This window comes from Bacillus sp. PS108, from assembly GCF_037963335.1.
GTDB classification, from domain to species: domain Bacteria; phylum Bacillota; class Bacilli; order Bacillales; family Bacillaceae; genus Bacillus; species Bacillus subtilis.
In genome coordinates, this window is record NZ_CP150155.1 from 4,077,057 (window position 1) to 4,099,737 (window position 22,681).

Consider the following 22,681-nt stretch of genomic DNA (forward strand, 5'->3'; position numbering starts at 1 on the left):
CCACCATGTGAGTAAAACTCATGTTCACTTCACCTTATTCCTTATATGAAAGCCCATATCTAAAACGCCTAAAATGCGAATGGCTGCCATGAAGACCGGATGCACAAACCCAAGTATGACAGCAATCACAGCCGCAGCCTTTGGATATTGTTTCTTATGGCAATAGAAAAAGATAAATGATAAACCTTGGATGAAAATCAGAAACCCGAGTATAAACTCCCCATTTAAAGCGATAGAGTACAGCATTTGGCCTTTTTCTAAAGGCAAAAATGAAAGCATGACAATAATCAAATACAGTACTACAACACTTTGCGGAAACTTCAACTCTCTAAAAGGCTTTAGATTAGGAATATCGGGGGAGAATCGCCTTAAGAGCGGCTTAGCGATAAGGTAACTGAGGAAAGAAAAAATAACTCCTACCATCACAATAGCTGTTGGAAAAAGATATTGAACGATACCCAATTGTTCTTCCATCAGTTTTAATTGCTTCTCAAACTGTCCAGCATTGCCCGACTGCTTCGCTACAGTTTCTACCATATCAAGAGATTGCCGGTATTGTGTCATCGCCTCATCAATGATATTGATACCCAAAAACTGAATGCTTATCACAAAATAGAAGACAATACTAAGCATATAAATAAGAGCGCCCGAAATAATGGCGTGCCCGGGCTCTTTCCTTTTGAAAAAATGTCCCATGGCAATGCCGGCGCAAGCTGACATAAAAGCTACAATAAGCCCGTTAAAGGACCCGACAATAAAAACAACCGGAAGACTGACAGCGCCCATCCATATCCCTAGCTTCAATCCATGTCTGATCGTATACAAGATCATTGGCAGCGGCAGTGCAAATAACAGAATTGTTCCAATCACAGGAACATAAACGACCAGAAGCGTGATGATCGCAAACAGACTGATTAAAATAGCACCTTCCATTAAAGCTCTCGTTTGTTTCACTTAGTCACCTCGTATCATCCTGAACATACGAATAGAAAAGAGCAGCATAAACGACTGCTCTTTTTCATCGCTGCAACATACGTTGCACCGAATGTTTTTATATCATCTCTAAATTTTACTTTTATATTTTAACATAAGTCCAAATCGCAAGTAAAATGACGCTAATGTTTCATGTGAAACATAAAAATGAAAAGACATTCTTTGAAAAGAATGCCCATCACAATTAATGTTTATCATCCATAAAGCCAGAAGATTCCTTGTTTTTCTTTTTCGTTTTTCTGACATACATAAAAATTAAGATCACCAGTAAAAGGGTTGTTGCTTGCAGAACGCCGCTGCTAAACAAGAAAAAGTTCTTTATCATGTCCCACATTGTGTTTCACCTCTTTGTGCATGTTCTCAACCCGTATCCTATATAAGGTGAATTTCCCTTTTTATAAACTTCAAAACATCATGAACAACATTGAGCGTTGGGCATATGCTGATATGGAATCTGATCGATAAAGGAGAATTTTCACATGGATGAACGCAGAACATTGGCTTGGCATGAAACATTAGAAATGCACGAGCTGGTTGCTTTTCAATCAAACGGACTCATTAAACTGAAGAAAATGATAAGAGAAGTAAAAGACCCTCAGCTCAGACAGCTTTATAACGTGTCTATTCAGAGCGTTGAGCAAAATTTGAGAGAGCTTCTTCCGTTCTTTCCACAGGCTCCGCACAGAGAAGATGAGGAAGAAGAACGCGCAGATAACCCATTTTACAGCGGTGACCTGCTCGGTTTTGCCAAAACATCTGTCCGCAGCTATGCCATCGCAATTACAGAAACAGCAACACCTCAATTAAGAAACGTACTGGTCAAACAGCTGAATGCTGCCATCCAGCTGCACGCCCAAGTTTATCGATACATGTATCAGCATGGATATTATCCGTCTTACAACCTTTCTGAACTGTTGAAAAACGATGTCAGAAACGCCAACAGAGCCATTTCAATGAAATAAAACAAGCAGCAAAGGAGTTCCCTTTGCTGCTATTTCTGCTGATCCTTCACTAAGCCGTTCGAACGATAAGATTCCAGCACGTCTCTGTTGGATTCTCCCCATTCTTTCATTTGCAAAACAATCGGTTCAAGCGTTCGCCCGAATTCTGTCAGAGAGTACTCAACCTTGGGCGGCACCTGTTGATAAACCTCACGATGCACGATGCCGTCCGCTTCCAGCTCCCTCAGCTGAAGAGTAAGCATTCTTTGAGTAATACTCGGGCAGATTCGCCGAAACTCATTAAATCGTTTCTTGCCATCTATCATGTGATAAAAAAGAATTCCTTTCCACTTTCCGCCAATGACATCTAGAGTAAATTCAACTGGACAGCCTTCTTTGTTCGGGTATATATTCTTTTTTCCACTCATTCTTGACCCTCCAATAGTACCTTTTTTGATACTACATTACATTTTGCAACTAAGCTACCCAGTATTTTACACACCTTTTCTCCTTAGCTCAAAGAAAATGCTTCTTATTCACATCAATTTTTAAGGGTTTGCATGATTACACCTGCAGCAAGACGTGTTAAACTATATAAAGATTACACTACTTAAAAAAAGGATAGGAGCTATCATGGAAAAGATACTTATTTTCGGACACCAAAACCCAGACACAGATACGATTTGTTCTGCGATTGCTTATGCTGATTTGAAAAACAAACTCGGCTTCAATGCTGAGCCTGTCCGTCTCGGACAAGTCAACGGCGAAACACAATACGCGCTTGACTATTTCAAACAAGAAAGCCCGCGTCTTGTTGAAACAGCTGCAAACGAAGTAAACGGCGTTATCCTGGTTGACCATAACGAACGCCAGCAAAGCATCAAAGACATTGAAGAGGTTCAGGTTTTAGAGGTTATCGACCATCACCGCATCGCTAACTTTGAAACAGCTGAGCCGCTTTACTATCGTGCTGAGCCTGTAGGCTGTACGGCTACCATCTTAAACAAAATGTACAAAGAGAATAACGTGAAAATCGAGAAAGAAATTGCCGGCCTTATGCTGTCTGCGATCATTTCTGATTCCCTGTTATTTAAATCTCCAACTTGCACGGACCAAGACGTAGCAGCAGCAAAAGAGCTTGCGGAGATCGCTGGCGTAGATGCTGAAGAATACGGCTTGAACATGTTGAAAGCAGGCGCTGATCTAAGCAAAAAAACAGTGGAAGAGCTCATTTCTCTTGATGCGAAAGAATTTACGCTCGGCAGCAAGAAAGTCGAAATCGCACAAGTAAACACAGTGGACATTGAAGATGTGAAAAAACGCCAAGCTGAATTAGAAGCTGTGATCTCAAAAGTTGTGGCTGAGAAGAATCTTGATCTCTTCCTTCTCGTTATCACAGATATCTTAGAAAATGATTCACTTGCTCTTGCAATCGGTAACGAAGCAGCGAAAGTGGAAAAAGCGTTCAACGTTACATTAGAAAACAACACAGCCCTCTTAAAAGGCGTTGTTTCCCGTAAAAAACAAGTCGTTCCTGTCTTAACAGACGCAATGGCTGAATAAGCAAAAAGCATCCCGCGTCGGGATGCTTTTTCTTATTCACCCAGCTTCTCAATTTGTCCCATCACATCAGTAATTTGCTTTGCGTTTTGGACCAGGTCTGACTGCTCCAATTCTTTAAGCGATACCTTGCCTTCCTCGGCTTGTTTCAACACATCTTCAGCGCTTTTCTGCAAGGTTTTGTTATGTTCCTGAATGGTTTGATGAATCTCCGCTGCGGCATCAGGCGGCGTTAATTCATTAAAATCAGCGGCAGCCTTCTGAATCGACTCAAGCTGCGCTTCAAGTTTTTCTTTCGCCTCGGTGTCATTTACAGCTTTCTCAGCCAATTCAGGCGCTTCCTCTGCAAATGTCTTCACCTTCTCCACATAACCAGCTGCTTCACTCGTATAGTTCAATCCGTCGTTCACCTGATCAAGCATGCCGCATCCGCCTGCACTCAAAAGTCCCACTCCGGCAAGTACTGTCAAAATAATCTTCATCTTCAGCCCCCTCATCGTTTCTTTTTCATTTTTTCTTTTAAGATCGGAATCAATTTCTCTTTCGCTAACGGCAGCCCTTTCCTTACCAATTCACGCTTCAGCCACTTTTTCAGCTTAGACATTCTGATGCTCCTCTCCCTTTTTGATAAAAATGAAAAAACTCCACCAATTTGGTGAAGTTCCTGAAACAAAAAGACCTTCACCAAATCAGATTTGGCAAAGGTCTCGCTAACAATGAGATTGCCAGCAAAGCCGAGGACACCTTGTCCCGTAATGACGACTTTACTGTGAAAGCTACTCCCCTTTGGAGTGTTCATTTTTATTACTTTCATTCTAAAGCACCGATCTGTTCCAGTCAAATTCCTGCCGTTTATATAAAAGCGCGCTGTGGTATTTAAAATTTGAATGGTTTTTCTATCAGGAGATCATGCTATGACAGAGGAGGTTTTCATCATGAGTCAAGAGCGCGTGAAACGGCCTGGGCATACCAGATGGTACATATCTTCGTTACTTAGCGGCATTATTATTCTTAATTATTTTGACCGAGTGGCCATCTCGGTAGCGGCCCCTGCGATACAAGATTCGTTTCACCTTACTGCAACTGAACTCGGCATCGTGTTTTCCATTTACACCTATTCCTATACACTGATGCAGCTGCCTGTCGGAAGTTTGCTGGACCGTTTTGGGGTCGCATGGGTCACGAGGGTTGGAATGACAATATGGAGCTTTTTAACGATCCTTCTTGCTTTTTTGCAAGGAAAATTGCTGTTGTATCTGTTCCGGTTTCTCATTGGGCTGACGAGCGCCTCTGCGTTCCCTGCTGCCTCTAAAGCAACCGCTCTCTGGTTTCCTCCAAGTGAGCGGGGATTGGCAAACTCACTGTTCGATTCGGCCGCCAAGTTTTCAAATGTAATCGGCGCGCCATTGGTCGCCTTTCTTGTCACAACATTTGACTGGCGTGTCGCTTTTTTGACGATTGGATGCATCAATGTGCTGTTTACGATCTTTTTCTGGCAGTATTATGAACAGCCTGAACGGCACAAACGCATTTCTAAAAGTGAACTAAACTATATTCAAAAACACAATGCCATTACAACAGAGCAAATCCCTTACAAAACGGGCCCGCTTTTAAAAAAGCTTTTCACCAATCGGAAAGTATGGGGCTTAATGATCGGATTTACAGGGTACGGGTATACATTCAACCTGCTGCTCACCTGGCTTCCGACTTTCTTTAAGCATACATACGGTATGGATCTCATGTCGTCCGGTTTATTTACAGCAGTGCCGTGGCTGATCTCAACCATTTCCGGAATTGCCGTCGGCGGCTGGCTCGTCGATTATTTTATTAAGAAAGGCTATCCTAACACCAAGGTGTACCGAACCGTAATCATAGTCGGAATGAGCTTTGGCTTTTTCTTTTTAGGCTCCATTCTGACGAACAATATTACCGTAGCCATTATTTGCATTTCCATCGGACTCGCCGGAATTTCCGCAACCGCTCCGGTCGGCTGGTCCATCTCCGCAGAACTTGCGCCGATCGGTTCCGTATCCATGCTGAGCTCTATGGTGAATCTCGCAAACAACCTGTTCGGAGGCATTATTGCTGCGTCACTGACAGGGTATTTGTTTGATGTGACAGGCTCCTTTACGCTCAGCTTTCTGGTAGCTGGTTTTGTGCTGTTGCTGGGATTGGTTTTTTATGTGTTTGTATTAGGGGATGTAAAACGAATTAAACTGGAATGAAGAGTGCTTGCTGAAAAGCACTCTTTTCTTTGAATCCGCCAGGTGTTATTTTCTTTCTCCCAACATTCACTAGGCTGTCTTCGGACGAAAACACCACCATTTTATCCTTGACTCCAACCAAAGGTAAGGCCTCATAGTGAAAGAAGAAAGGAGGAGTCAGATGGTGAAATTAACAGTAAAAGAACTATCCAATATTGCGAATGTCACAATCAAAACGCTTTATCATTACCACAAAATCGGCTTGCTAGCCCCAAAGGAAATAAGCGAAGCCGGATATCGGTACTATGGTGCTGACGAACTAAAAAGACTGCAGGAAATCCTTTTTTACAAAGAATTAGATATTCCTTTGTCAGAAATCAAAAGATTATTAAATGAGGATGCTGAAAGAACAAGTACATTAGAAAAACAAAAAAAGCTGTTTGAAAAGAAAATTGAAAAGTATCAGCGTCTCATTCAAACAGTCAACACATCTTTAGAATACACGAGAAAAGGCGAAAACATGGATCATAAGGTAATGTTTAAAGGATTTGAAAGCGCTGAAGAATGGAAACAATCTTTAGCAGAACAAAATGGGTATTTAAAAGAGCGTTACGATTTTGAATTGGATACACATACAATCAATGTCGATGAAATGAACAAAATGGCAATAGAGGCTAAACATTTTCTTGATAGGATGGCTGATTTTTTAAGAAACGGCGTAACGTATCATGACCCTTCCGTGCAAGAGCATGTCATGAATCATCTTAAGTTCCTAAATCAGAACGGGCATCCGACAAGTAAAGAAGATTACGTAAAACAAACACGTTTTTTTATGCAAGATGATTTCCATAGAGGAATGTTAGAAGAGCAGCAAGCCGGTTTATCTTATTATTTGGTTGTCGTTGCAGAACACCTGTAGTGTTTTGTCACCCTTTATAGGGTGACAGCCATCAGGATTACGAGACAGCACCGCCAACAATCGAAACATTCTGCCGGTCAACGGCAAAACGCCGTCCGTTCCATTTTAATACGGTTTGAACATATCCCAATGAGTCGGCGTTATACCTTCCCGCTATCCGCTGGTACGCCAATAATTCGTATACGCCGTCTCTGTCAAAATCAACCGGATACAAGCCCGATAAAGGATTCACCCATCCTTCTATCGGCATTTTTAACACACCTTGGCTGTTATAAATCTCATTCAAATATTCCCTGCCTTTGTAAGTAAGGTCGAGGATATACGTTTCGTTTTGCTGATGACTGATGACGCTCGCTTTATATTGATTTTGATACCTCACACTGTACTTTAATTCATCATTCAATACATCTGAATTGAAAATTCGCCGGAACTGCCTGTTTAGATAGGCAAACACGTATGCATAAATAGCACCGCCGCTTCCCCCTGTATCTATTACCACCGCCACATCCTCAATCTTGTCGCCTGTCATATCCCCCAGAAAAAGTGACGGATTGTATCCCATATTGTTTTGAAGCTGAATCTGCTGCTCCTGATGGGTTCTGCCATCACGGATCACCAATGTGATATTTCTCCATAACAGGCTGCCGGGCATTTGATTTCCAGTTAGAAAGACCTCGTCAATAACGCCGTCTCCCGTTACATCGCCGCGAGTAGATGCAATGATTGCACGTGAGGAGACAGGCTGCCGAAATACGTATGGATGTTGAACAAGTCCTCTGCTTTCATAAAACCAATAAGGAGCCATTCTGATGTCATACACATTCAATTGTGTCACCTTCCCTAATCAGCTGAATGAATCATTATATGCAGGTATGGCACATCAAAGACATATCTTACACACCAATTAAATCCGTACCATATGAGTTATCAATTACACAAAGCCACTCGCCTTGCGCATTCTTCTTAAATACATAGGTCGCCCTTCTTTCCATCGCATACTCGGAGTCCTTTTTATCCGAATCAAGCAGTGTCTGAGAAAGGACGAGTACCGTGTCACCTGCTTCCAACAGGATCATTTCCCCTTGTTTCGGGACAATATGATGATTGAAATAGTTCGCAATCGTAATAAACGCTTTTTTGATTTCTTCTTTGCCTCGCGCGATCATGCCCGGCTTCACGACTAAAACGGCATCTTCCGAATAATAATTCATCAGTGTATCAAAATCTTCATTTTGGATTGCCAAATCACACGCAGAGATGATGTCTTTCAATTGCTGTTCCAAATGAATTCCCCCAATCATCATGATTGGATATATTATACATCGCTAGACCACTGAAACCGTGAAAACAAAATGAAAAGTATCCTTTTTTCCTATATAATCAAATAGATATATTTAACAAAGTACCCAAGTGAAGGGGTGAATATTATTGTCTGCGGAAGTAACGTTACATGACAATATACATCATGATTTAAGTGCGGATTGCCAGCACTGTTTTGGCCTGTGCTGTGTCGCCTTGCCTTATGCGAAGTCGGCAGATTTTGCTTTTGATAAAGACGGGGGCACGCCTTGCCGCAACTTACAATCAAACTATCAATGTTCTATACATAAAGATCTCAGAGAAAAAGGATTTCGAGGCTGCTCTGCATATGAATGCTTTGGCGCCGGCCAAAAAGTATCCCAAATCACTTATGAGGGAAAGGATTGGCGAAACAGCCCCGAAACGGCCAACCAGATGTTTGATGTTTTTCCTATCATGCAGCAGCTGCACGAAATGCTCTGGTATTTACATGAAGCTCTTTCTATAGATATAGCCAAGCCGATTCATGCTGAACTGAGAACCAGTTTCGAAAAAATAGAAAGGCTCACCAGACTCAGCAAAGAACGCTTGCTGACACTGCAGGTGGACGAGCATCGAGCTGAGGTCAATGAATGGCTGTTAAAAACAAGTGAACTGGTGCGAGCCCAAGCCCGCCATCCAAAACTCCCGAAAAAGGTCAGCCGGGGAAGTGTCCTGATCGGCGCGAAACTGAAAGGGCTTGATCTGCGAGGAGCAAATCTAAGAGGGGCGCTGCTCATAGCCGCCGATCTGAGAAATGCCGATTTGAGAATGACAGACTTTATCGGTGCAGATATGAGAGACGCTGATCTCAGCGGCGCCGACCTGACCGGGAGCATCTTTCTGACACAGGCACAGGTGAACGCCGCCAACGGCGATTCGAACACAAAGCTGCCGCTGTCTTTACGAATCCCTGCCCATTGGAAATAAAAAAGGACCCGCTAACGGTCCTTTTTTACTGATCAATTCAATCCTTTTTCGTTCCTTTTATCCGGCACTTTCGCACTTCTTGCCAAGTATCCCGACAGCCATAACGCAACCAGCAGCATGAAGGTGATCATACCGACAACGCCCAGCCAGTGAAAAACAGACCAGAATAGCCCTCCGATTGTTCCGAAAACACTTGAACCGGCGTAATAAAAGAACAAATACAGCGATGAAGCCTGTGCTTTGTTGTGAAGGGCTCTCCTGCCCACCCAGCTGCTGGCAACTGAATGCCCTCCGAAAAAACCGAATGTAAAGAGGGCAATTCCCAGAATTTTCACTGCCAGCATACTGTTTATCGTGAATAAAGCACCTGCAATGACGATGAAAATATTCATCACCAGTATTTTCGGATAGCCATACCGATCAACCATTCTTCCAATGAAAGACGAGCTGAAAATGCCTACAATCATCACAATAAAGATCCAGCTGGAAAATGCTTTATTAAGCGAATACGGCGGGCCCAACAGCACATACACAATGTAATTAAACAAGGCAACATTGCTTCCAAGCAGCAAAAAACCAATGAGAAACAAGCTGAATAGTTTACGGTCCCTCAAGTGGCCGTTCAGAGACATTCCCAATTTCCCGAGCTTCAATTTTCTTGGCGTAAAATGCCTGGATGGCGGCAAATTTATAAAAAATATAACACTAGCAATCAAACTAATGACACCAATTGCCCCCATCGCCATATGCCAATTCAAGTACTCGCTCAGGAGCCCGGAAACGATCCTTCCGAAAACGGCGCCGATTGCATTTCCGCTGATATACAGCCCCATCGCCGACCCAAGACTTCCGGGTTCAATTTCTTCCCCGAGATAAGCCATCGCAATCGACGGAAGGCCTGCGAGCGCAACGCCTTGGATGGTTCTCAATACGAGCAGCGTATGAAAGTTCGGACTAAAGGCCGATGCCAGACAGAGAACCGATGCGGCCAGCATGGAAATACCCATAATCGGCTTGCGCCCCCACACCTCGGATAATGAACCAAAGACAAGCATGCTCACAGCTAACAGCATTGTGGTAACAGATAAAGAAAGACTCGCCGCAGTAGGCGTCACATGAAATTCCCGCGTGAATTCCTCCATGAGCGGCTGTACGCAATATAGAATCGCAAATGTATTGAAACCCGCAGCGAAGAAAGCAAACGTAATTTTTCGAAAAACCGGTGTGCCTTTTTGAATGTATGTCATCGGGACTTTATCGGTCCCTCATCATGTTGTGGAGCACTGCCATTCATAAACAACCATCCTTTATTTCTTCCGAATTCAAACATCCTCGAGTCTGTTTATATTACTATCTTAGCACCGTTGATATATGTTGTATAATGCATATAAAATATCATTTTCATGCTTATATGTAATAAAGGAGGGATGATAATTGGAATGGGAACAACTTGAATATTTTCAAACACTGGCCCGAATGCAGCACGTCACGAAAGCCGCAAAAAGCCTCTCCATCACACAGCCTGCGCTTTCACGCTCTATCGCCAGGCTGGAAAATCATTTGGGTGTGCCGCTATTTGACAGGCAAGGACGATCCATTAGCTTAAATCAATACGGACACATTTTTTTACGGCGGGTTCAGGCGATGATGAAGGAGTACACCGAAGGAAAAGAAGAAATCCAAGCCTTATTAAAGCCAGACCAAGGCGTAGTCTCTCTCGGTTTTTTACATACATTAGGCACCACGCTCGTGCCCGATCTCATCGGCTCCTTTCAGCAGGAATACTCCAACATTTCCTTCCAGCTGAAGCAAAACCACTCTTATTGGCTGCTTGAACGATTAAAATCCGGGGATCTGGACCTCTGTCTCCTCGCTTCGATTAAGCCTGAAAATCCGATCCAATGGATCAAGCTGTGGAGTGAAGAACTCTTTGTATTTGTGCCAAATGATCACCCATTAGCCAGTCGCGAAAGCATTACCCTGAATGAGATTGCCGGGGAGCGTTTTATTTTATTGAAAAAGGGCTATGCGCTTCGGATGACGGTCGATGAGCTGTTTGAGAAGGCCAATATACAGCCGAACATTATGTTTGAAGGAGAAGAAGCAACTACTGCCGCAGGTTTTGTGGCAGCCGGTCTGGGCATATCTATTCTCCCAGACCTGAAAGGCTTAGACCAAAGCAAAATCACCAAAATCCGCGTCAGCTGGCCGGAATGTCAGCGTGTCATAGGAATTGCCTGGATAAAAGGCAGGTTTTTATCACCGGTTGCTGAGACCTTTAAACAATATGTGATCAGCCATTTTTCTGAGTAGGAAGGATTCAAGCATGAATGTCAAAAAAATCACGTCAGAACAGGATTTACATACAGCGTTTGAAATCAGAAAGGCAGTATTTGTAGAGGAACAAGGCTGTCCCATTTCGGATGAATTCGATGAGTTCGATACACTCCACGGTGACTGCCAGCACATCCTGGCTTATCATCAGAATGTACCTGTTGGCACTGCACGTGTCCGTATCGTTGGCCACACGGGGAAACTGGAACGAATCTGCATTCTGAAGTCTTACCGCAAATTCGGTTTGGGAAAAGTGATCGTCGATGCATTAGAACGTATTGTAAAAGAACAAGGCATTTCTGCCTTCAAACTGCACGGCCAGACACAGGCGGCAGGCTTTTATGAAAAGCTCGGCTATCGGACTGCATCAGAAGAATTTATGCTGGACGGCATTCCGCATGTGCTGATGACAAAACAAGACGATTCTGCGCTATAGATTGTTCACAAATTTGTCACTTATGAGCATGAACGGTTCATTGGTATACTAATCACCGATTATGGAGAGAAGGAATGATTGTATGCCAGCAAATAAAAAAGAAGGCCTTATATTTGGCGTGATGATGTGCTTTGGAATGGTTTGCGTCATGTCGATTTACAATGCCATCATCAACGGAGCCATCTACGATTTTTCACTGATGACCGTTTTTGAAATGGTCATCGGTTTTATGATCGCCCTCCTGTTAGATTTACTGTTAGTGGGCCCCCTCGCCAAGAAGATTGCATTCCGCATGCCGTTCGACAAGACTAAAAAAATTTATGTCATCCTTGCCATGTCAACTTGTATGGTGATTGGCATGGTACTTTGTATGTCTGTGTTCGGTTTAGTGACAGCGGTTCTAGCAAATGGGCTGAACGGGGACAGCCTCTTCAGTGCTTATCTTATGATTGTGTTGAAAAATTTCATCCTGGCCTATCCGTTGCAATTACTGATTATGGGCCCATTAGTCAGAGGAGTTTTCATGAAATTTGTAAAACCAAAGCTCACAGCCGCAATTTAAATAGAAAAGGAGTGAGCCTGACACTCACTCCTTTTGCTCATGAATCGAATGTAAAACAAGCTCCGCAAAAGCCTCTGCGGCAGGCAGCTGCCATTTTTTCTTTTTGGGTGTGAGTAAATCGGATCGAGGGCTTCACCATGCTGGAGATTTTTCAGCTTATGTTTTTCACTTCCATTAATCCCTATACCTTACCACATAGTTTTTATACAATTCTTCGTTATAAAGGATTTCTTCGCCATGTGAAGAGCAAATGAGCGTTGGTTTGATTTGATCTATGATTGAGCCGCTGTCGATGTTCTCATTTATATCAACACTGAATCTTCTTATAGGTGGGTGTAAATCCTCCTTACTTGTGATAAAAAGGTCGCCCGTCAATAGCGTACGATCGATTTTATGATAATACACAACATGCCCCGGCGAATGGCCAGGTGTTAAATAGTATTTCAGAGGCAGATGAGCAAGCGTTTGCTCCGTCAGCGGCTGTACAATATGGGCTACCCCTGTGTTCTCCACTTCATTTTTGTTCGGATATGGCTCTTCCCCATTGATGTACTTTAGTTCTTTCTGGTGCGCAAAAATCGGAATATCAAATCTCTCTAACCATTTTGATGCACCCCCGATATGATCACTGTGGCCATGGGTAAGCAAAATGGCTTTTGGATTGCCGATCGCTAACGCTGCCCTAATTTGAGCATCAGCAAAACGTTCTATTCCCGTATCAACAATATAAACATCATCACCATCTTTGATAAACCAGGTATGAACCGGAATACGAAGAGGCACATCAAGCTCAAATTCACATTGAAAGACATGTTCTGATAGTTGTCTCAAATTCACGCAAACCATCTCCTGTGGAAATTTTTTGATAGTTTTAAAGAAAACAGAAGTGAACGGACTATTTTCACCCACGCTCGAGCTGACTGGATTCTTGAGAGGAAACGCCGATTTTCGCCAGCATCAGCTCAACTTGTTAACGTTGTCCATTAATAATCCCTTTTGTTCCCCTTCTTCACATATTCCCAATCACGTTCTATATTCTTCCTCACTCTATGAAGGAGTGCAGAAATGGTTTCCTTTTCCTCTGAAGTAAAACCGGACAAGGCCACTTCCGTGGAATGTTCTCCTTCTCTTCTTAACAATGGATATACCTTTTTCCCTTTCTCAGTCGGGAACAGTTTTTTTATTTTTTTATTTTGCTCATCTGGCAGTTTTTGAATAAATCCCTGCATTTCCAGCTTCTTAATGGCCCGCGCGGCCGTTGTCCGGTCCACCTTTATCATTTCCGCCAATTTTTCTTGAATAATTCCCGGATTTTCGTATATACGTACGAGATAGAGATACTGCCCTCTTGTTAAGTCCAAATCTTTAAATTCGATGTTGCTTATGGAATCCAACGCTCTTGCTATCATGCCGATCTCACGCAAAATATCATTCATTCCTAAAACCCCTCACGTATTTTTGTTGCAATTACAACAAAAATGTTTTAACCTTACTATTATAAGACCACATGCATGCTGTACAGTCCAGACTAATATCAGAAAAGGATTGATTCATAATGAATATAAAAAGAATAACAACTGAAGCTGATTTACATGAAGCTTTGAATATTAGAAAGACGGTTTTCATTGAGGAGCAACATGTATCGGAATCCGAAGAGTTCGATGAATTTGATACGCTCCAGGAACAATGCCAGCATGTCTTGGTATATCATGAGAATCAGCCTGTCGGCACGGGCCGTGTGCGCATCGTTGACCATACAGCAAAGCTGGAAAGAATCTGCATCCTAAAACCTTACCGTAAGTATGGATTGGGGAAAGTCATCGTAAGCTGGTTAGAAGAAATCATAAAAGAAAAAGGACTGACTGCATGTAAGCTGCATGGTCAAACACAAGCAGCAGGCTTTTATCAAAAACTGGGCTACCAGATTTCTTCACAGGAATTTATGGAAGACGGCATCCCTCATGTCTTGATGACAAAAGACATATCGCGGAATATAACATGAAATATATTTTTTACGGATTAGGCATACTCATATTAAGTTTGGGCATTTCCTTAACCATACAATCAGGACTGGGCACATCACCCTTCGATGCCCTTTTGGTTGGTCTGTCAAAAGAAATCGGTCTTACCGTAGGGAGCTGGGAGGTCCTTATTTCTGTGATCCTCTTAATCTGCAACGCTATATTAACGAGAAAAAAACCTATTTTGCTAGGCTTAATTACAGCATTCATTACTGGAATAGGCATTGACCTATGGTTGTTTGTTGTAAAAAACACCATCTATCTAAATGCGTTGTTAAGCAAACTGATTTGTTTCGGAATTGGTTTGATGCTCATCGGTCTTGGAACAGCCATCTATCTTCAGACGAAATTCGCATCAACACCCATCGATCATTTAACACTTATTATCCGAGATCTCTCCAAAAGAACAATCTTGTTTTCAAGAACATTGGTATACGCTCTTTTCTTAGTATTAGCCATCATCTTTAAAGGCCCTATCGGCATCGGAACCCTATTAACCGTCTGTTTGGGAGGAATGATCCTTCACGTTTTTATGCCTATTGTGGAAAAACAATTCTTATCAAAAAAAAGAAGGGGTTAAAAAACCTCTTCTTTGAAAAAACGAAACGCAAAACAAGCTACGTTTCGTTCAATAATTTTATGATAAATTAAAATTTATAGTACCAAAAAATCGCAATTTCATTTGCTGTTGGAAGGTTGGAATAAAGCATCGTATCAACTGCACCTATTATAAAGTGATGTTTGGCATAAAAACGACAAGCTGAAACATTAATATCTTGTGTTTCAAGCATAAGACCACAAAAGCGATTCTCCTTTGCCCACTCAATCGCTTTATGTAATAATGCTGTTCCAACGCCTTTTTGTCTATAGTCTTTTGCAACGGCAATGTCCTCTATTAGTGCATACCCATTCCAGTTAGAACGAATCTTAATCCGACCGATGCAGTTGTTTTCAACATAATATAAAAAGACAACCTTCCCTTCATCTTCAATATAACTAACATCCATTTCATCATCTTCATATTGTTTAAAATAAGGTTCAGAAAATCGTTCCTCAGTATATGTCCAAACACCGTTTTCAAAAGCAGGTATCATTCTCCCAAAAACAACGAAAGGTTCATTTGGTTTATTGAAATCTTTCAAATTCAATTTAGTCATTTTAATGATCATATCAATCTCCGCCAATCGAGATAATATTTAGTAAACTCGTTTCGATACTATCCAATAACAGCTTCCAAAAGAGAACAGCACTAGGTAAGGCATCCATTACCTTATATATTTCACTATCTTAATGAGGTATTTCAACAGAGGCTTGTGGTACAGTAAAAAGGAATAGAAACAAGAGAAAAGAAGATGAACCTATGCCCACTAACAATAAACTCAATGAGAAATAACTCGCCCATACCCCTGTTGACTAGTACCCGTGGAGAGGGAAGCTTTGACACAGCTTCTGCCATTGATGACATCTCTATTGAAGTATCCAAAGGACAACCAAGGATCGCTCTTTGACTTTTTCAAGAAGAAAGTAGAGTGAATAAAGGAGTGATTGAGTATGTTAACAAGAGAAGATATCTTTAAACACGTCAAAGAAAAATACGGTACATCGCCTGATTACCCGTGGGAGAAATACCCAAACTATGCTTCTTTGAGACATACATCAAACAAAAAATGGTACGGTCTTATCATGAATGTTCTCCCAGAAAAATTAGGCTTGGATGGTCATGGCGAAATAGATATTCTAAATCTAAAATGTCCCCCTGAAATAAGTGATAGCTTAAGAAACGGGGAAAATGTCTTACCCGGATATCATATGGATAAGGAACATTGGATTTCAATTGTTTTAGAACGGACAGATCCAGAAGGCGAAATCTATAACTTAATCGAGCAGAGCTTTCATTTAACCAAGTGAAGATAAAGAGTGTTTCTGCTAATCGAGCTGCGGAGAGTAGTGGGCACTTTCATTTTAGATATTGTTCTTCACTTTGTCCACAAACGCAACTTAGTCCATCTGGTGTGTGAGTGGGAGAAGAATTTCTACCAACTTCTTATGTAAAAGGATGAATAGTTATGACAAATAACTTAAAACAGAGAAGAATAGTGTTAGATTTAGCAGTTACTTTAGATGGTTTTATTGAAGGGAAAAATGGAGAAGTTGATTGGTGCATTATGGACCCTGATATGGGGTTTACTGATTTCTTAAATCAAATTGATACTATTTTATATGGCAGAAAAAGCTACGATTTATGGGGACAATATATTCCAAAAGATGAAGACCCTGATACAGAAAAGGAAATTTGGAAATTGGTTCATAGTAAAAAGAAATATGTTTTTTCCAGAACACAAAATGAGATTGATAATCAAGCCATATTTATAAATGATAATATTCTTGAAGAAGTAAATAAATTGAAGAAAAAGCCCGGTAAAGACATCTGGCTTTATGGTGGAGCGAGTCTCATTACAACTTTTATAAATTTGGGGCTTGTTGATGAATTTAGATTATCTATTCACCCTGTTGTTTTGGGAGAAGGAAAACCGTTGTTTATTGATGTAAAACAGAGGATAAATTTAAAAATGGTGAATACAAGAACATTTTCCTCTGGCGTTGTGCAAATCGTTTATCATTGGAATGGCTAACATTGTAAAGTAACACTCGACAGTAATCCTTCTTATTGAACTAAAGGGGAATCCATAAATAATGGGTTCCCCTTAATATACTATGGAATTATCAATATCAAATTTTCTGTAATAAAAGAGGATTGAAAAGGACGGTGTCTCCTCCATTAACATCATTAAGCATTATAGTATATTTTCTTCTCCCTCTTTTAAGTAATCGGCTAAGTTTTGTATTTTATAAAAAAACGAAAGAAGGTGATCCAATGCCTATTAACAATAAACCCAATAGATTAATCGCTGAGAAGTCTACTTATTTTACTGCAACATGCCACAATCCTGTTGACTGGTTCCCTTGGGGAGAAGAAACATATGAAAAAGCGAAACGCGAAAACAAGCCTGTTCTCGTATCTATTGGGTATAGCTAACGATGGCTAATCTAAAGAACATGCTATTGATGCCATGTTTATTCATTTTACAAAAAAGGATCAACCTTGGATTACTTTTACAAGATTGATCCTTTCACTCATTTAGCGATGCCTCCGAGAACGTTTATATACATTCAAGATTACTAGCCAACAAATAACAATGGTTCCTGCAAAAAGTATGAGCATATTGCTATACAAATAGGTAGAGTGATCAACGTCAATAGGCAGCAGCCTATTGTCTAAGAAGCCGATAGATAATAAACCGCCTACAATCGCAATACCCGTTCCCTCTGATAAAAAGCTCGTGAAATTAAGCAAACTCATTCCAGCGCCCGCTTCCTTTTCTTTCAAACTGCTAGACACAACTGTAGATATAACTGTTTTTGTGAAAGATAGCCCTCCAAAAACAAAAATTACTATAATTGTCATGATCCATGGTGCTGCATCTATAAAAAAGGCAGCGATTAAAAAGCCCGAAGAAAGCAATGCACTTCCAATAGTTAGTACATACAAGGAACCTTTCCGATCAACAAGCAATCCCCCAATGTAACCAAAGATGATGACACTCATTGTTCCGGGGAAAATAATGCCGCTTCCAATTGCTGTAGTACTTAAATGGTGAACATCTTTCATCATGTAAGGAACCATAGAGACAAATCCTGCTACTGTACCAAATATTAGTCCTCCGCAAAGGGTTCCAATCACAAAAAAGACGTTTTTCCCTAATTCAGGGTCAACAAAAGGGTCCTGAGCTTTCCTAATGTGTTTTACAAATATGAAGAAAGCAAGAATACTGATGATCAGAAAAGAAAATCTATAAGATGTTGTAAACAGCATAAAAAATACGATACCTGCAGACATCAATATAATCCCTGCCATATCAATGTGTCCTCTTATTCTCTCTTCCTTTTTCAACAATTTTATAAGGAATGGAACGGTGATAATTGTTGCAGTTGGAATAAGCAGCAAATACGACCAATGGATATAATGAGCAACCATTCCGCCAATAGCTGGCCCAACACCTTCTCCCATTGCTACCAGGGACCCGATCAGGCCAAATGCTTTCCCCCTGTTCTCTTTTGGAATATAGCGCGCAACGACAACCATCACAAGAGCTGGGAATGCGGCTGCACCAATCCCTTGAATAAACCGGGCTAGAATGAGTATAGAAAAGAAAGAGTGTCCAACAAATCCAATGATCGACCCAAAGCCATTTACCATAATCCCAAATAGAAGCAGCTTTTTAATGCCCAGCTGATCCGATAACTTTCCATATAGAGCTGTTCCAATGGAGAAGGTTAACATAAAGGCAGTATTCACCCAGTTTGCACTTGCTGGCAGTTTATTAAAATCGTTGGCGATATCAGGTAATGAGACGTTCAGAACCATTTCATTTAATACGCTGAAAAATGATAGAACACAAAGCCAAATCAAAACTTGATTGTGCCGTAAAGTTGACTGTGAATAAGACGTATTCACAATTTCCCCTCCATTAATGAGGGCAGACGCAGTTTATAGGGCCATTGATACGCTTCCCTCTTTTAATTGTACCCTGTTCATTTTATTGCACTTCATAATAACTCCCCCTACATTTGATTGATATGATCTTATTATATATAGACTAAGGTTTAAACTTTTACTTTTTTTTATAAAAATTTGAAGAGATTGCGAAACAAGGAAAAACGTTATTCGCATTTATCTCAAGTGGCAAAATGAAACATTAGTTTATATTTTCACATCACAATTATCGATAAGCAGTCAGTTATTGTATTTGTTTAGGATAACTGTGGTAACCTGAATATAACCAACTTAGGAAGAAGCTGATCCCATGCCAAATAAAAGTAAACCCAATAGATTAATCGCTGAAAAGTCTCCTTATTTACTCCAACACGCCCACAACCCTGTGGACTGGTTCCCGTGGGGAGAAGAAGCATTTGCAAAAGCAAAACGCGAAAACAAGCCGGTTCTGGTCAGCATCGGTTATTCGACGACTTGTCATTGGTGGCCTGGGATAATCAAATCGTGTGGAACTCCATTAAAAGATAACAGAAGCCATTTTAAACGATAATACTATTTGTTCAAACAATACAGTCTACCTTTTATGTCATTCATTTTTAAAACCTGTAATCCGTAACCATGCGGTAGCAGGTTTTTTTATTTGCTTGACTTAGAGTTAACTCTAAATTGTAAACTAACTTTAATTAAATGAGAGGGATGATGTTGTTGTATTCCATTAGTAAAGCTGCTGAAAAGACTAGTATTAGTTCGTATACATTAAGATATTACGAAAAGATTGGGTTACTTCCACCACCAAAACGAAAAAACAGTGGAAGGCGTTTTTATACGGAGACTGATATTCAGTTCATGTTATTCCTGAAAAGTTTAAAGGAAACAGGTATGTCTTTGGAGGATATTAATGAGTTTGTCAAAGACGGATGCATTTTGGAAAAAATCAATTCGGATGTTAAATCGGCACAACTCTCCCCATCTATAAATAAACGTATTGAGATTTTAACCAAGCACTTAGAGAAAATGGAAATTAAAAAAAGGGAGCTGGAAGAAGTGATTTCTACTACAAAAGGAAAACTGGATACATATTATTCAATTTTGAAAGAGGAAGTGGAAAACAAATGAAACATTTAAATATATACATAATGTTACTTGGCTTCTCTATTTTCACGGGAGCTACTTTTAATCTTGCAAAATATACAGTTGAATATTTTTCTCCATCGTCTTCTGCGGCATGGCGTTTCGGTTTAGCGGCTGCAGTGATGCTCATCATTTTGATTTTTACTGAAGGTATAAAGAAGAGTCAATTACGGAAAAACGCCGTTTCATACATTGTTCTTGGAATTATAGGAATCTTTGGATTTAATGCCTTGTTTTTTGTTGGTTTAAAATATACATCTCCCGTTAACGGAGCATTAATAATGGGGCTGAATCCTTTATTAACAGCAATTCTCGCTCGAATTATCTTAAAGGACAACATGACAAAAAAACAAGTACTCGGCATATTGTTTGCATTCATCGGTGTATTGTTAGTCATTACACAAGGTTCTATCGAAACCATTAAAACCTTATCAATTTCAGGAGGAGACTTAATAATCTTTACAGGTAACGTTTGTTGGGCACTTTATGGCGTACTTGGACGTCGGTTTGTAAAGGATGGTACACCGCTATCTACAACCACTTATACGATGGTTATTGGTGCTGTTAGTTTAATAGTAGTTTCCTTATTTACATCCAAACCTGTTTCTTTATCGAACATCCCGATTGGAGTTTGGGGGGCAATTGCTTTTATGGCTTTCTTTACAAGTGTTTTGGGTTACCTATGGTGGAATCAGGGGATTAAAGAGATTGGGGCTAGTAAAACATCTTTATTTTTCAACCTTGTTCCCGTTGTAACGATGATTATTTCATTTGCCGTTGGAACACCAATAAAGGTATTTCAAGTTATTGGGGCTGTGCTAGTTATATTAGGTGTTTTAACCGCTTCGGGGGTAATACGTATTCCTAAGTACAATACTAAAGAACAGTCAGCTATATAAAGAAATAGGGAGTATTTTTGAGAAAATGTGTTAAGTTAAATATACACTAATTATAGGAAGAAGGTGATCCCATGCCAAACAAAAGTAAACCCAATAGATTAATCAATGAGAAATCACCATACTTACTCCAACACGCCCACAACCCTGTGGACTGGTTCCCGTGGGGAGAAGAAGCATTTGAAAAAGCAAAACGCGAAAACAAGCCGGTTCTGGTCAGCATCGGTTATTCGACATGTCATTGGTGCCAAGTTCGTATAGCTACACACCTATAATTATGATAATCTAGAATTATATTACATTCAGAAAATCATAAAGGGTGATGAGCTGTTGGAGTTAAAAAACAAAATCAAGCGAGTAGCCATTTATCTAAGAAAGTCACGAAATAAAGAGGGCGAAGAAACAGAAGAAACATTGGCAAAACATCGAAAAAGACTTCTTGATATTGCTCATAAAAACAATTGGCAGTATGAAATATTCCAAGAAGTTGGGAGTTCAATGGATGAAATGCGACCTGAATACCAAAGGATGATTAACAAACTCACTGATGGCATATTTGATGCTGTTTTGTCAGTTAACTTAGCACGGGTTACAAGGGATGATGCAGAGACACCTAAATTCATGAACCTTTTACGCCAAGATGACATACTCTTTGTCACTGATAGTGAAAGAGTATATGACCTTGAAGTACAAGAGGACTGGCAAGCATTAAAATTTACTGGGTTCGTTAACAATTGGGAGTACGAGAATATAAAAGCCCAACTAAGAAAAGGAAAAAAAGACAGTGCAAAAATGGGTCGCTGGTCAAATGGCACACCCAACTACGGATATATTTATAACCGTTTAGAAAGAAAATTGGAAATTGATGAAGAGAAAGCAAAAGCTGTAAAGCTCGCATTTCAAATGACTATTGATGGCATAGGTGCTGATAATATAGCAGTAAAACTAAATAAATTGGGATACAGAACAAACAACGGGAAGTTTTTTCACGGCCAAAGCATTGTCAGAATGATTCGATCGGAGATATATAAAGGATGGATTGTTGCTAATCGGTTGAAAGGAAGAAATAAAACAAACGGAAAAATAAGACCACAAGATCAGTGGATTGTTGTTAAAGATGCTGTTAAACCCTGCATTATAGATGAAGATACGTGGGACAAAGCAAACAAAGCTTTAGATAAACGAAAGTTACTTAACCCTAGAGCCAAAATGAGAAAACACGGATTATCCTCTTTAATTGTATGCGGTTTATGTGGAAGAACTCACTCAGTTACTATACGTAAAGATAGAAATAACATGAGAGTAATTCAATCATGTAGAAAAAGAAACCCACTTGGCGAAAAATGCATTAATGGTGGAATACAATATAATATAATGATGGAATTAATTATAAATAATATAAGAATGAAAAAGGATCAGATACAGTTAGAGCTTGAAAAACTAAAAGACGCAAACGAAGCCATTGATACAACTGAAATTGAGATACAAAGCATTAAACAACAAATTAAAAAAGTCGAAAAAGCATTACAAATGCTCCAACTTCAATTAGAAGAAGACTTAATAAGTCTCAGTGACTTTAAAGAGAGAAAAACTATCCGATCAATTGAATTGGATAATCTTCAAAAAGAATTAACCAAATTAAAGGAAACATCAAAAGAAGATAAGATAAAATACAAAGAATCATTCATCGAATACTTAGATCACTTTCTCAATAATTGGTCAGAATTAGATGAGTCGCAGCTTAATAATGAATTGATGTCTTTTATCAAAAAGATAATATGGTACCACCCAATAGGAAATAATAAAGAACATCGTGAAATCAAAATTGATTGGGCTGAATAAGTCAAGCCCTTAATTAAGG

At 40.2% G+C, this 22,681-nt stretch carries 29 protein-coding genes and 2 pseudogenes; 18 read left to right on the forward strand and 13 right to left on the reverse strand.

The window, feature by feature from the left end; all coding sequences use genetic code 11:
- Window positions 1-24 precede the first annotated feature (24 nt).
- Both NSQ16_RS21185 and NSQ16_RS21190 read right to left on the reverse strand, forming a co-directional pair.
- Window positions 25-954: a YybS family protein gene (locus NSQ16_RS21185; RefSeq protein ID WP_003226911.1), complete on the reverse strand. Its 930-nt coding sequence runs from the start codon at window positions 952-954 to the stop codon at window positions 25-27.
- Between the two features lie 223 nt (window positions 955-1,177).
- A complete protein-coding gene (locus NSQ16_RS21190) occupies window positions 1,178-1,327 on the reverse strand; it encodes a hypothetical protein (protein WP_003226909.1) in 150 nt (49 codons plus the stop codon).
- Window positions 1,328-1,472: 145 nt separating this feature from the next.
- Between NSQ16_RS21190 and cotF the strand changes: the two genes are divergently transcribed.
- Complete coding sequence (gene cotF, locus NSQ16_RS21195) at window positions 1,473-1,955, forward strand: spore coat protein CotF (RefSeq protein WP_003226906.1); 483 nt, start codon at window positions 1,473-1,475, stop codon at window positions 1,953-1,955.
- Window positions 1,956-1,984: 29 nt separating this feature from the next.
- Here the strand turns inward: cotF and hypR are convergent, their stop codons facing one another.
- Window positions 1,985-2,362, reverse strand: coding sequence for a transcriptional regulator HypR (hypR, locus tag NSQ16_RS21200; protein ID WP_015715058.1), 378 nt, complete (start codon window positions 2,360-2,362; stop codon window positions 1,985-1,987).
- Window positions 2,363-2,567: 205 nt separating this feature from the next.
- On the opposite strand from hypR, the gene NSQ16_RS21205 reads away from it, so the two are divergent.
- Entirely contained in the window at window positions 2,568-3,497 is a 930-nt protein-coding gene (locus NSQ16_RS21205; protein WP_003226902.1) for a manganese-dependent inorganic pyrophosphatase, read from the forward strand.
- A gap of 32 nt (window positions 3,498-3,529) precedes the next feature.
- Here NSQ16_RS21205 and NSQ16_RS21210 read toward each other — a convergent pair whose 3' ends face one another.
- Complete coding sequence (locus NSQ16_RS21210) at window positions 3,530-3,976, reverse strand: DUF6376 family protein (RefSeq protein WP_003226901.1); 447 nt, start codon at window positions 3,974-3,976, stop codon at window positions 3,530-3,532.
- An 11-nt stretch (window positions 3,977-3,987) separates the two neighbouring features.
- Window positions 3,988-4,308 carry a hypothetical protein gene (locus NSQ16_RS21215; RefSeq protein ID WP_003226899.1) on the reverse strand — a complete coding sequence of 107 codons (321 nt, stop codon included), beginning with the start codon at window positions 4,306-4,308 and terminating at the stop codon, window positions 3,988-3,990.
- A 100-nt stretch (window positions 4,309-4,408) separates the two neighbouring features.
- Here NSQ16_RS21215 and NSQ16_RS21220 point away from each other — a divergent pair, with 100 nt between their 5' ends.
- Both NSQ16_RS21220 and NSQ16_RS21225 read left to right on the forward strand, forming a co-directional pair.
- The gene (locus NSQ16_RS21220) at window positions 4,409-5,719 is read left to right on the forward strand and encodes an MFS transporter (RefSeq protein ID WP_014478548.1); all 1,311 of its coding nucleotides are present in this window, start codon (window positions 4,409-4,411) and stop codon (window positions 5,717-5,719) included.
- Between the two features lie 160 nt (window positions 5,720-5,879).
- On the forward strand, window positions 5,880-6,617 hold the full coding sequence (locus NSQ16_RS21225; protein WP_032676932.1) for a MerR family transcriptional regulator: 738 nt from the start codon (window positions 5,880-5,882) through the stop codon (window positions 6,615-6,617).
- A 37-nt stretch (window positions 6,618-6,654) separates the two neighbouring features.
- Here the strand turns inward: NSQ16_RS21225 and NSQ16_RS21230 are convergent, their stop codons facing one another.
- Both NSQ16_RS21230 and NSQ16_RS21235 read right to left on the reverse strand, forming a co-directional pair.
- The gene (locus NSQ16_RS21230; protein ID WP_032676931.1) at window positions 6,655-7,443 is read right to left on the reverse strand and encodes a hypothetical protein; all 789 of its coding nucleotides are present in this window, start codon (window positions 7,441-7,443) and stop codon (window positions 6,655-6,657) included.
- Between the two features lie 67 nt (window positions 7,444-7,510).
- Window positions 7,511-7,900 (reverse strand): nuclear transport factor 2 family protein, encoded by a 390-nt coding sequence (locus tag NSQ16_RS21235; protein WP_029726106.1) that lies wholly within the window; start codon window positions 7,898-7,900, stop codon window positions 7,511-7,513.
- Between the two features lie 145 nt (window positions 7,901-8,045).
- Here NSQ16_RS21235 and NSQ16_RS21240 point away from each other — a divergent pair, with 145 nt between their 5' ends.
- Entirely contained in the window at window positions 8,046-8,885 is an 840-nt protein-coding gene (locus NSQ16_RS21240; RefSeq protein ID WP_003226887.1) for a pentapeptide repeat-containing protein, read from the forward strand.
- 32 nt (window positions 8,886-8,917) lie between these two features.
- On the opposite strand, the gene NSQ16_RS21245 is transcribed toward NSQ16_RS21240, so the two are convergent.
- Complete coding sequence (locus tag NSQ16_RS21245; RefSeq protein WP_003226885.1) at window positions 8,918-10,132, reverse strand: MFS transporter; 1,215 nt, start codon at window positions 10,130-10,132, stop codon at window positions 8,918-8,920.
- A gap of 187 nt (window positions 10,133-10,319) precedes the next feature.
- Between NSQ16_RS21245 and NSQ16_RS21250 the strand changes: the two genes are divergently transcribed.
- The 3 genes from NSQ16_RS21250 to NSQ16_RS21260 all read left to right on the forward strand — a co-directional run bounded on the left by NSQ16_RS21250 (window position 10,320) and on the right by NSQ16_RS21260 (window position 12,217).
- Window positions 10,320-11,198 (forward strand): LysR family transcriptional regulator, encoded by an 879-nt coding sequence (locus NSQ16_RS21250; RefSeq protein WP_003226883.1) that lies wholly within the window; start codon window positions 10,320-10,322, stop codon window positions 11,196-11,198.
- Between the two features lie 13 nt (window positions 11,199-11,211).
- Window positions 11,212-11,655, forward strand: a complete 444-nt coding sequence (locus tag NSQ16_RS21255) for a GNAT family N-acetyltransferase (protein WP_003226881.1) — start codon at window positions 11,212-11,214, stop codon at window positions 11,653-11,655.
- Window positions 11,656-11,737: 82 nt separating this feature from the next.
- Complete coding sequence (locus NSQ16_RS21260; protein WP_003226879.1) at window positions 11,738-12,217, forward strand: hypothetical protein; 480 nt, start codon at window positions 11,738-11,740, stop codon at window positions 12,215-12,217.
- Between the two features lie 24 nt (window positions 12,218-12,241).
- On the opposite strand, the pseudogene NSQ16_RS21265 reads toward NSQ16_RS21260, so the two are convergent.
- The 3 genes and pseudogenes from NSQ16_RS21265 to NSQ16_RS21275 all read right to left on the reverse strand — a co-directional run.
- Window positions 12,242-12,375, reverse strand: a pseudogene (locus NSQ16_RS21265) (LysR family transcriptional regulator); the annotation flags it as partial.
- Window positions 12,376-12,391: 16 nt separating this feature from the next.
- Window positions 12,392-13,054 carry an MBL fold metallo-hydrolase gene (locus NSQ16_RS21270; protein WP_003226877.1) on the reverse strand — a complete coding sequence of 221 codons (663 nt, stop codon included), beginning with the start codon at window positions 13,052-13,054 and terminating at the stop codon, window positions 12,392-12,394.
- Between the two features lie 146 nt (window positions 13,055-13,200).
- Window positions 13,201-13,653: a MarR family transcriptional regulator gene (locus tag NSQ16_RS21275; RefSeq protein WP_003226875.1), complete on the reverse strand. Its 453-nt coding sequence runs from the start codon at window positions 13,651-13,653 to the stop codon at window positions 13,201-13,203.
- Window positions 13,654-13,772: 119 nt separating this feature from the next.
- Here NSQ16_RS21275 and NSQ16_RS21280 point away from each other — a divergent pair, with 119 nt between their 5' ends.
- Together NSQ16_RS21280 and NSQ16_RS21285 are read left to right on the forward strand one after the other, a co-directional pair.
- On the forward strand, window positions 13,773-14,219 hold the full coding sequence (locus tag NSQ16_RS21280; protein ID WP_003226873.1) for a GNAT family N-acetyltransferase: 447 nt from the start codon (window positions 13,773-13,775) through the stop codon (window positions 14,217-14,219).
- A complete protein-coding gene (locus NSQ16_RS21285) occupies window positions 14,216-14,818 on the forward strand; it encodes a YitT family protein (RefSeq protein WP_003226872.1) in 603 nt (200 codons plus the stop codon). The genes NSQ16_RS21280 and NSQ16_RS21285 overlap by 4 nt, the downstream gene beginning before the upstream one ends.
- Window positions 14,819-14,885: 67 nt before the next feature.
- Here NSQ16_RS21285 and satA read toward each other — a convergent pair whose 3' ends face one another.
- Window positions 14,886-15,407, reverse strand: a complete 522-nt coding sequence (gene satA, locus NSQ16_RS21290) for a streptothricin N-acetyltransferase SatA (RefSeq protein WP_085185293.1) — start codon at window positions 15,405-15,407, stop codon at window positions 14,886-14,888.
- Window positions 15,408-15,789: 382 nt separating this feature from the next.
- On the opposite strand from satA, the gene NSQ16_RS21295 reads away from it, so the two are divergent.
- From NSQ16_RS21295 to NSQ16_RS21305, 3 genes are all read left to right on the forward strand, one after another.
- Window positions 15,790-16,146 carry an MmcQ/YjbR family DNA-binding protein gene (locus NSQ16_RS21295; protein WP_029726097.1) on the forward strand — a complete coding sequence of 119 codons (357 nt, stop codon included), beginning with the start codon at window positions 15,790-15,792 and terminating at the stop codon, window positions 16,144-16,146.
- A 158-nt stretch (window positions 16,147-16,304) separates the two neighbouring features.
- Complete coding sequence (locus tag NSQ16_RS21300) at window positions 16,305-16,871, forward strand: dihydrofolate reductase family protein (protein ID WP_085185291.1); 567 nt, start codon at window positions 16,305-16,307, stop codon at window positions 16,869-16,871.
- A 242-nt stretch (window positions 16,872-17,113) separates the two neighbouring features.
- A complete protein-coding gene (locus tag NSQ16_RS21305; protein WP_085185289.1) occupies window positions 17,114-17,275 on the forward strand; it encodes a DUF255 domain-containing protein in 162 nt (53 codons plus the stop codon).
- 102 nt (window positions 17,276-17,377) lie between these two features.
- On the opposite strand, the gene tet(L) is transcribed toward NSQ16_RS21305, so the two are convergent.
- Window positions 17,378-18,754, reverse strand: coding sequence for a tetracycline efflux MFS transporter Tet(L) (gene tet(L) / locus NSQ16_RS21310; protein WP_085185287.1), 1,377 nt, complete (start codon window positions 18,752-18,754; stop codon window positions 17,378-17,380).
- Between the two features lie 349 nt (window positions 18,755-19,103).
- Between tet(L) and NSQ16_RS21315 the strand changes: the two genes are divergently transcribed.
- The 5 genes and pseudogenes from NSQ16_RS21315 to NSQ16_RS21335 all read left to right on the forward strand — a co-directional run bounded on the left by NSQ16_RS21315 (window position 19,104) and on the right by NSQ16_RS21335 (window position 22,662).
- Window positions 19,104-19,343: a DUF255 domain-containing protein gene (locus NSQ16_RS21315; RefSeq protein ID WP_003243894.1), complete on the forward strand. Its 240-nt coding sequence runs from the start codon at window positions 19,104-19,106 to the stop codon at window positions 19,341-19,343.
- A 149-nt stretch (window positions 19,344-19,492) separates the two neighbouring features.
- Window positions 19,493-19,909, forward strand: coding sequence for a MerR family transcriptional regulator (locus NSQ16_RS21320; protein ID WP_010886646.1), 417 nt, complete (start codon window positions 19,493-19,495; stop codon window positions 19,907-19,909).
- A complete protein-coding gene (locus tag NSQ16_RS21325; RefSeq protein ID WP_085185285.1) occupies window positions 19,906-20,823 on the forward strand; it encodes an EamA family transporter in 918 nt (305 codons plus the stop codon). The genes NSQ16_RS21320 and NSQ16_RS21325 overlap by 4 nt, the downstream gene beginning before the upstream one ends.
- Before the next feature lie 71 nt (window positions 20,824-20,894).
- Window positions 20,895-21,065, forward strand: a pseudogene (locus NSQ16_RS21330) (DUF255 domain-containing protein); the annotation flags it as partial.
- Between the two features lie 85 nt (window positions 21,066-21,150).
- On the forward strand, window positions 21,151-22,662 hold the full coding sequence (locus tag NSQ16_RS21335; RefSeq protein WP_339232481.1) for a recombinase family protein: 1,512 nt from the start codon (window positions 21,151-21,153) through the stop codon (window positions 22,660-22,662).
- The last annotated feature ends 19 nt before the right edge of the window (window positions 22,663-22,681 follow it).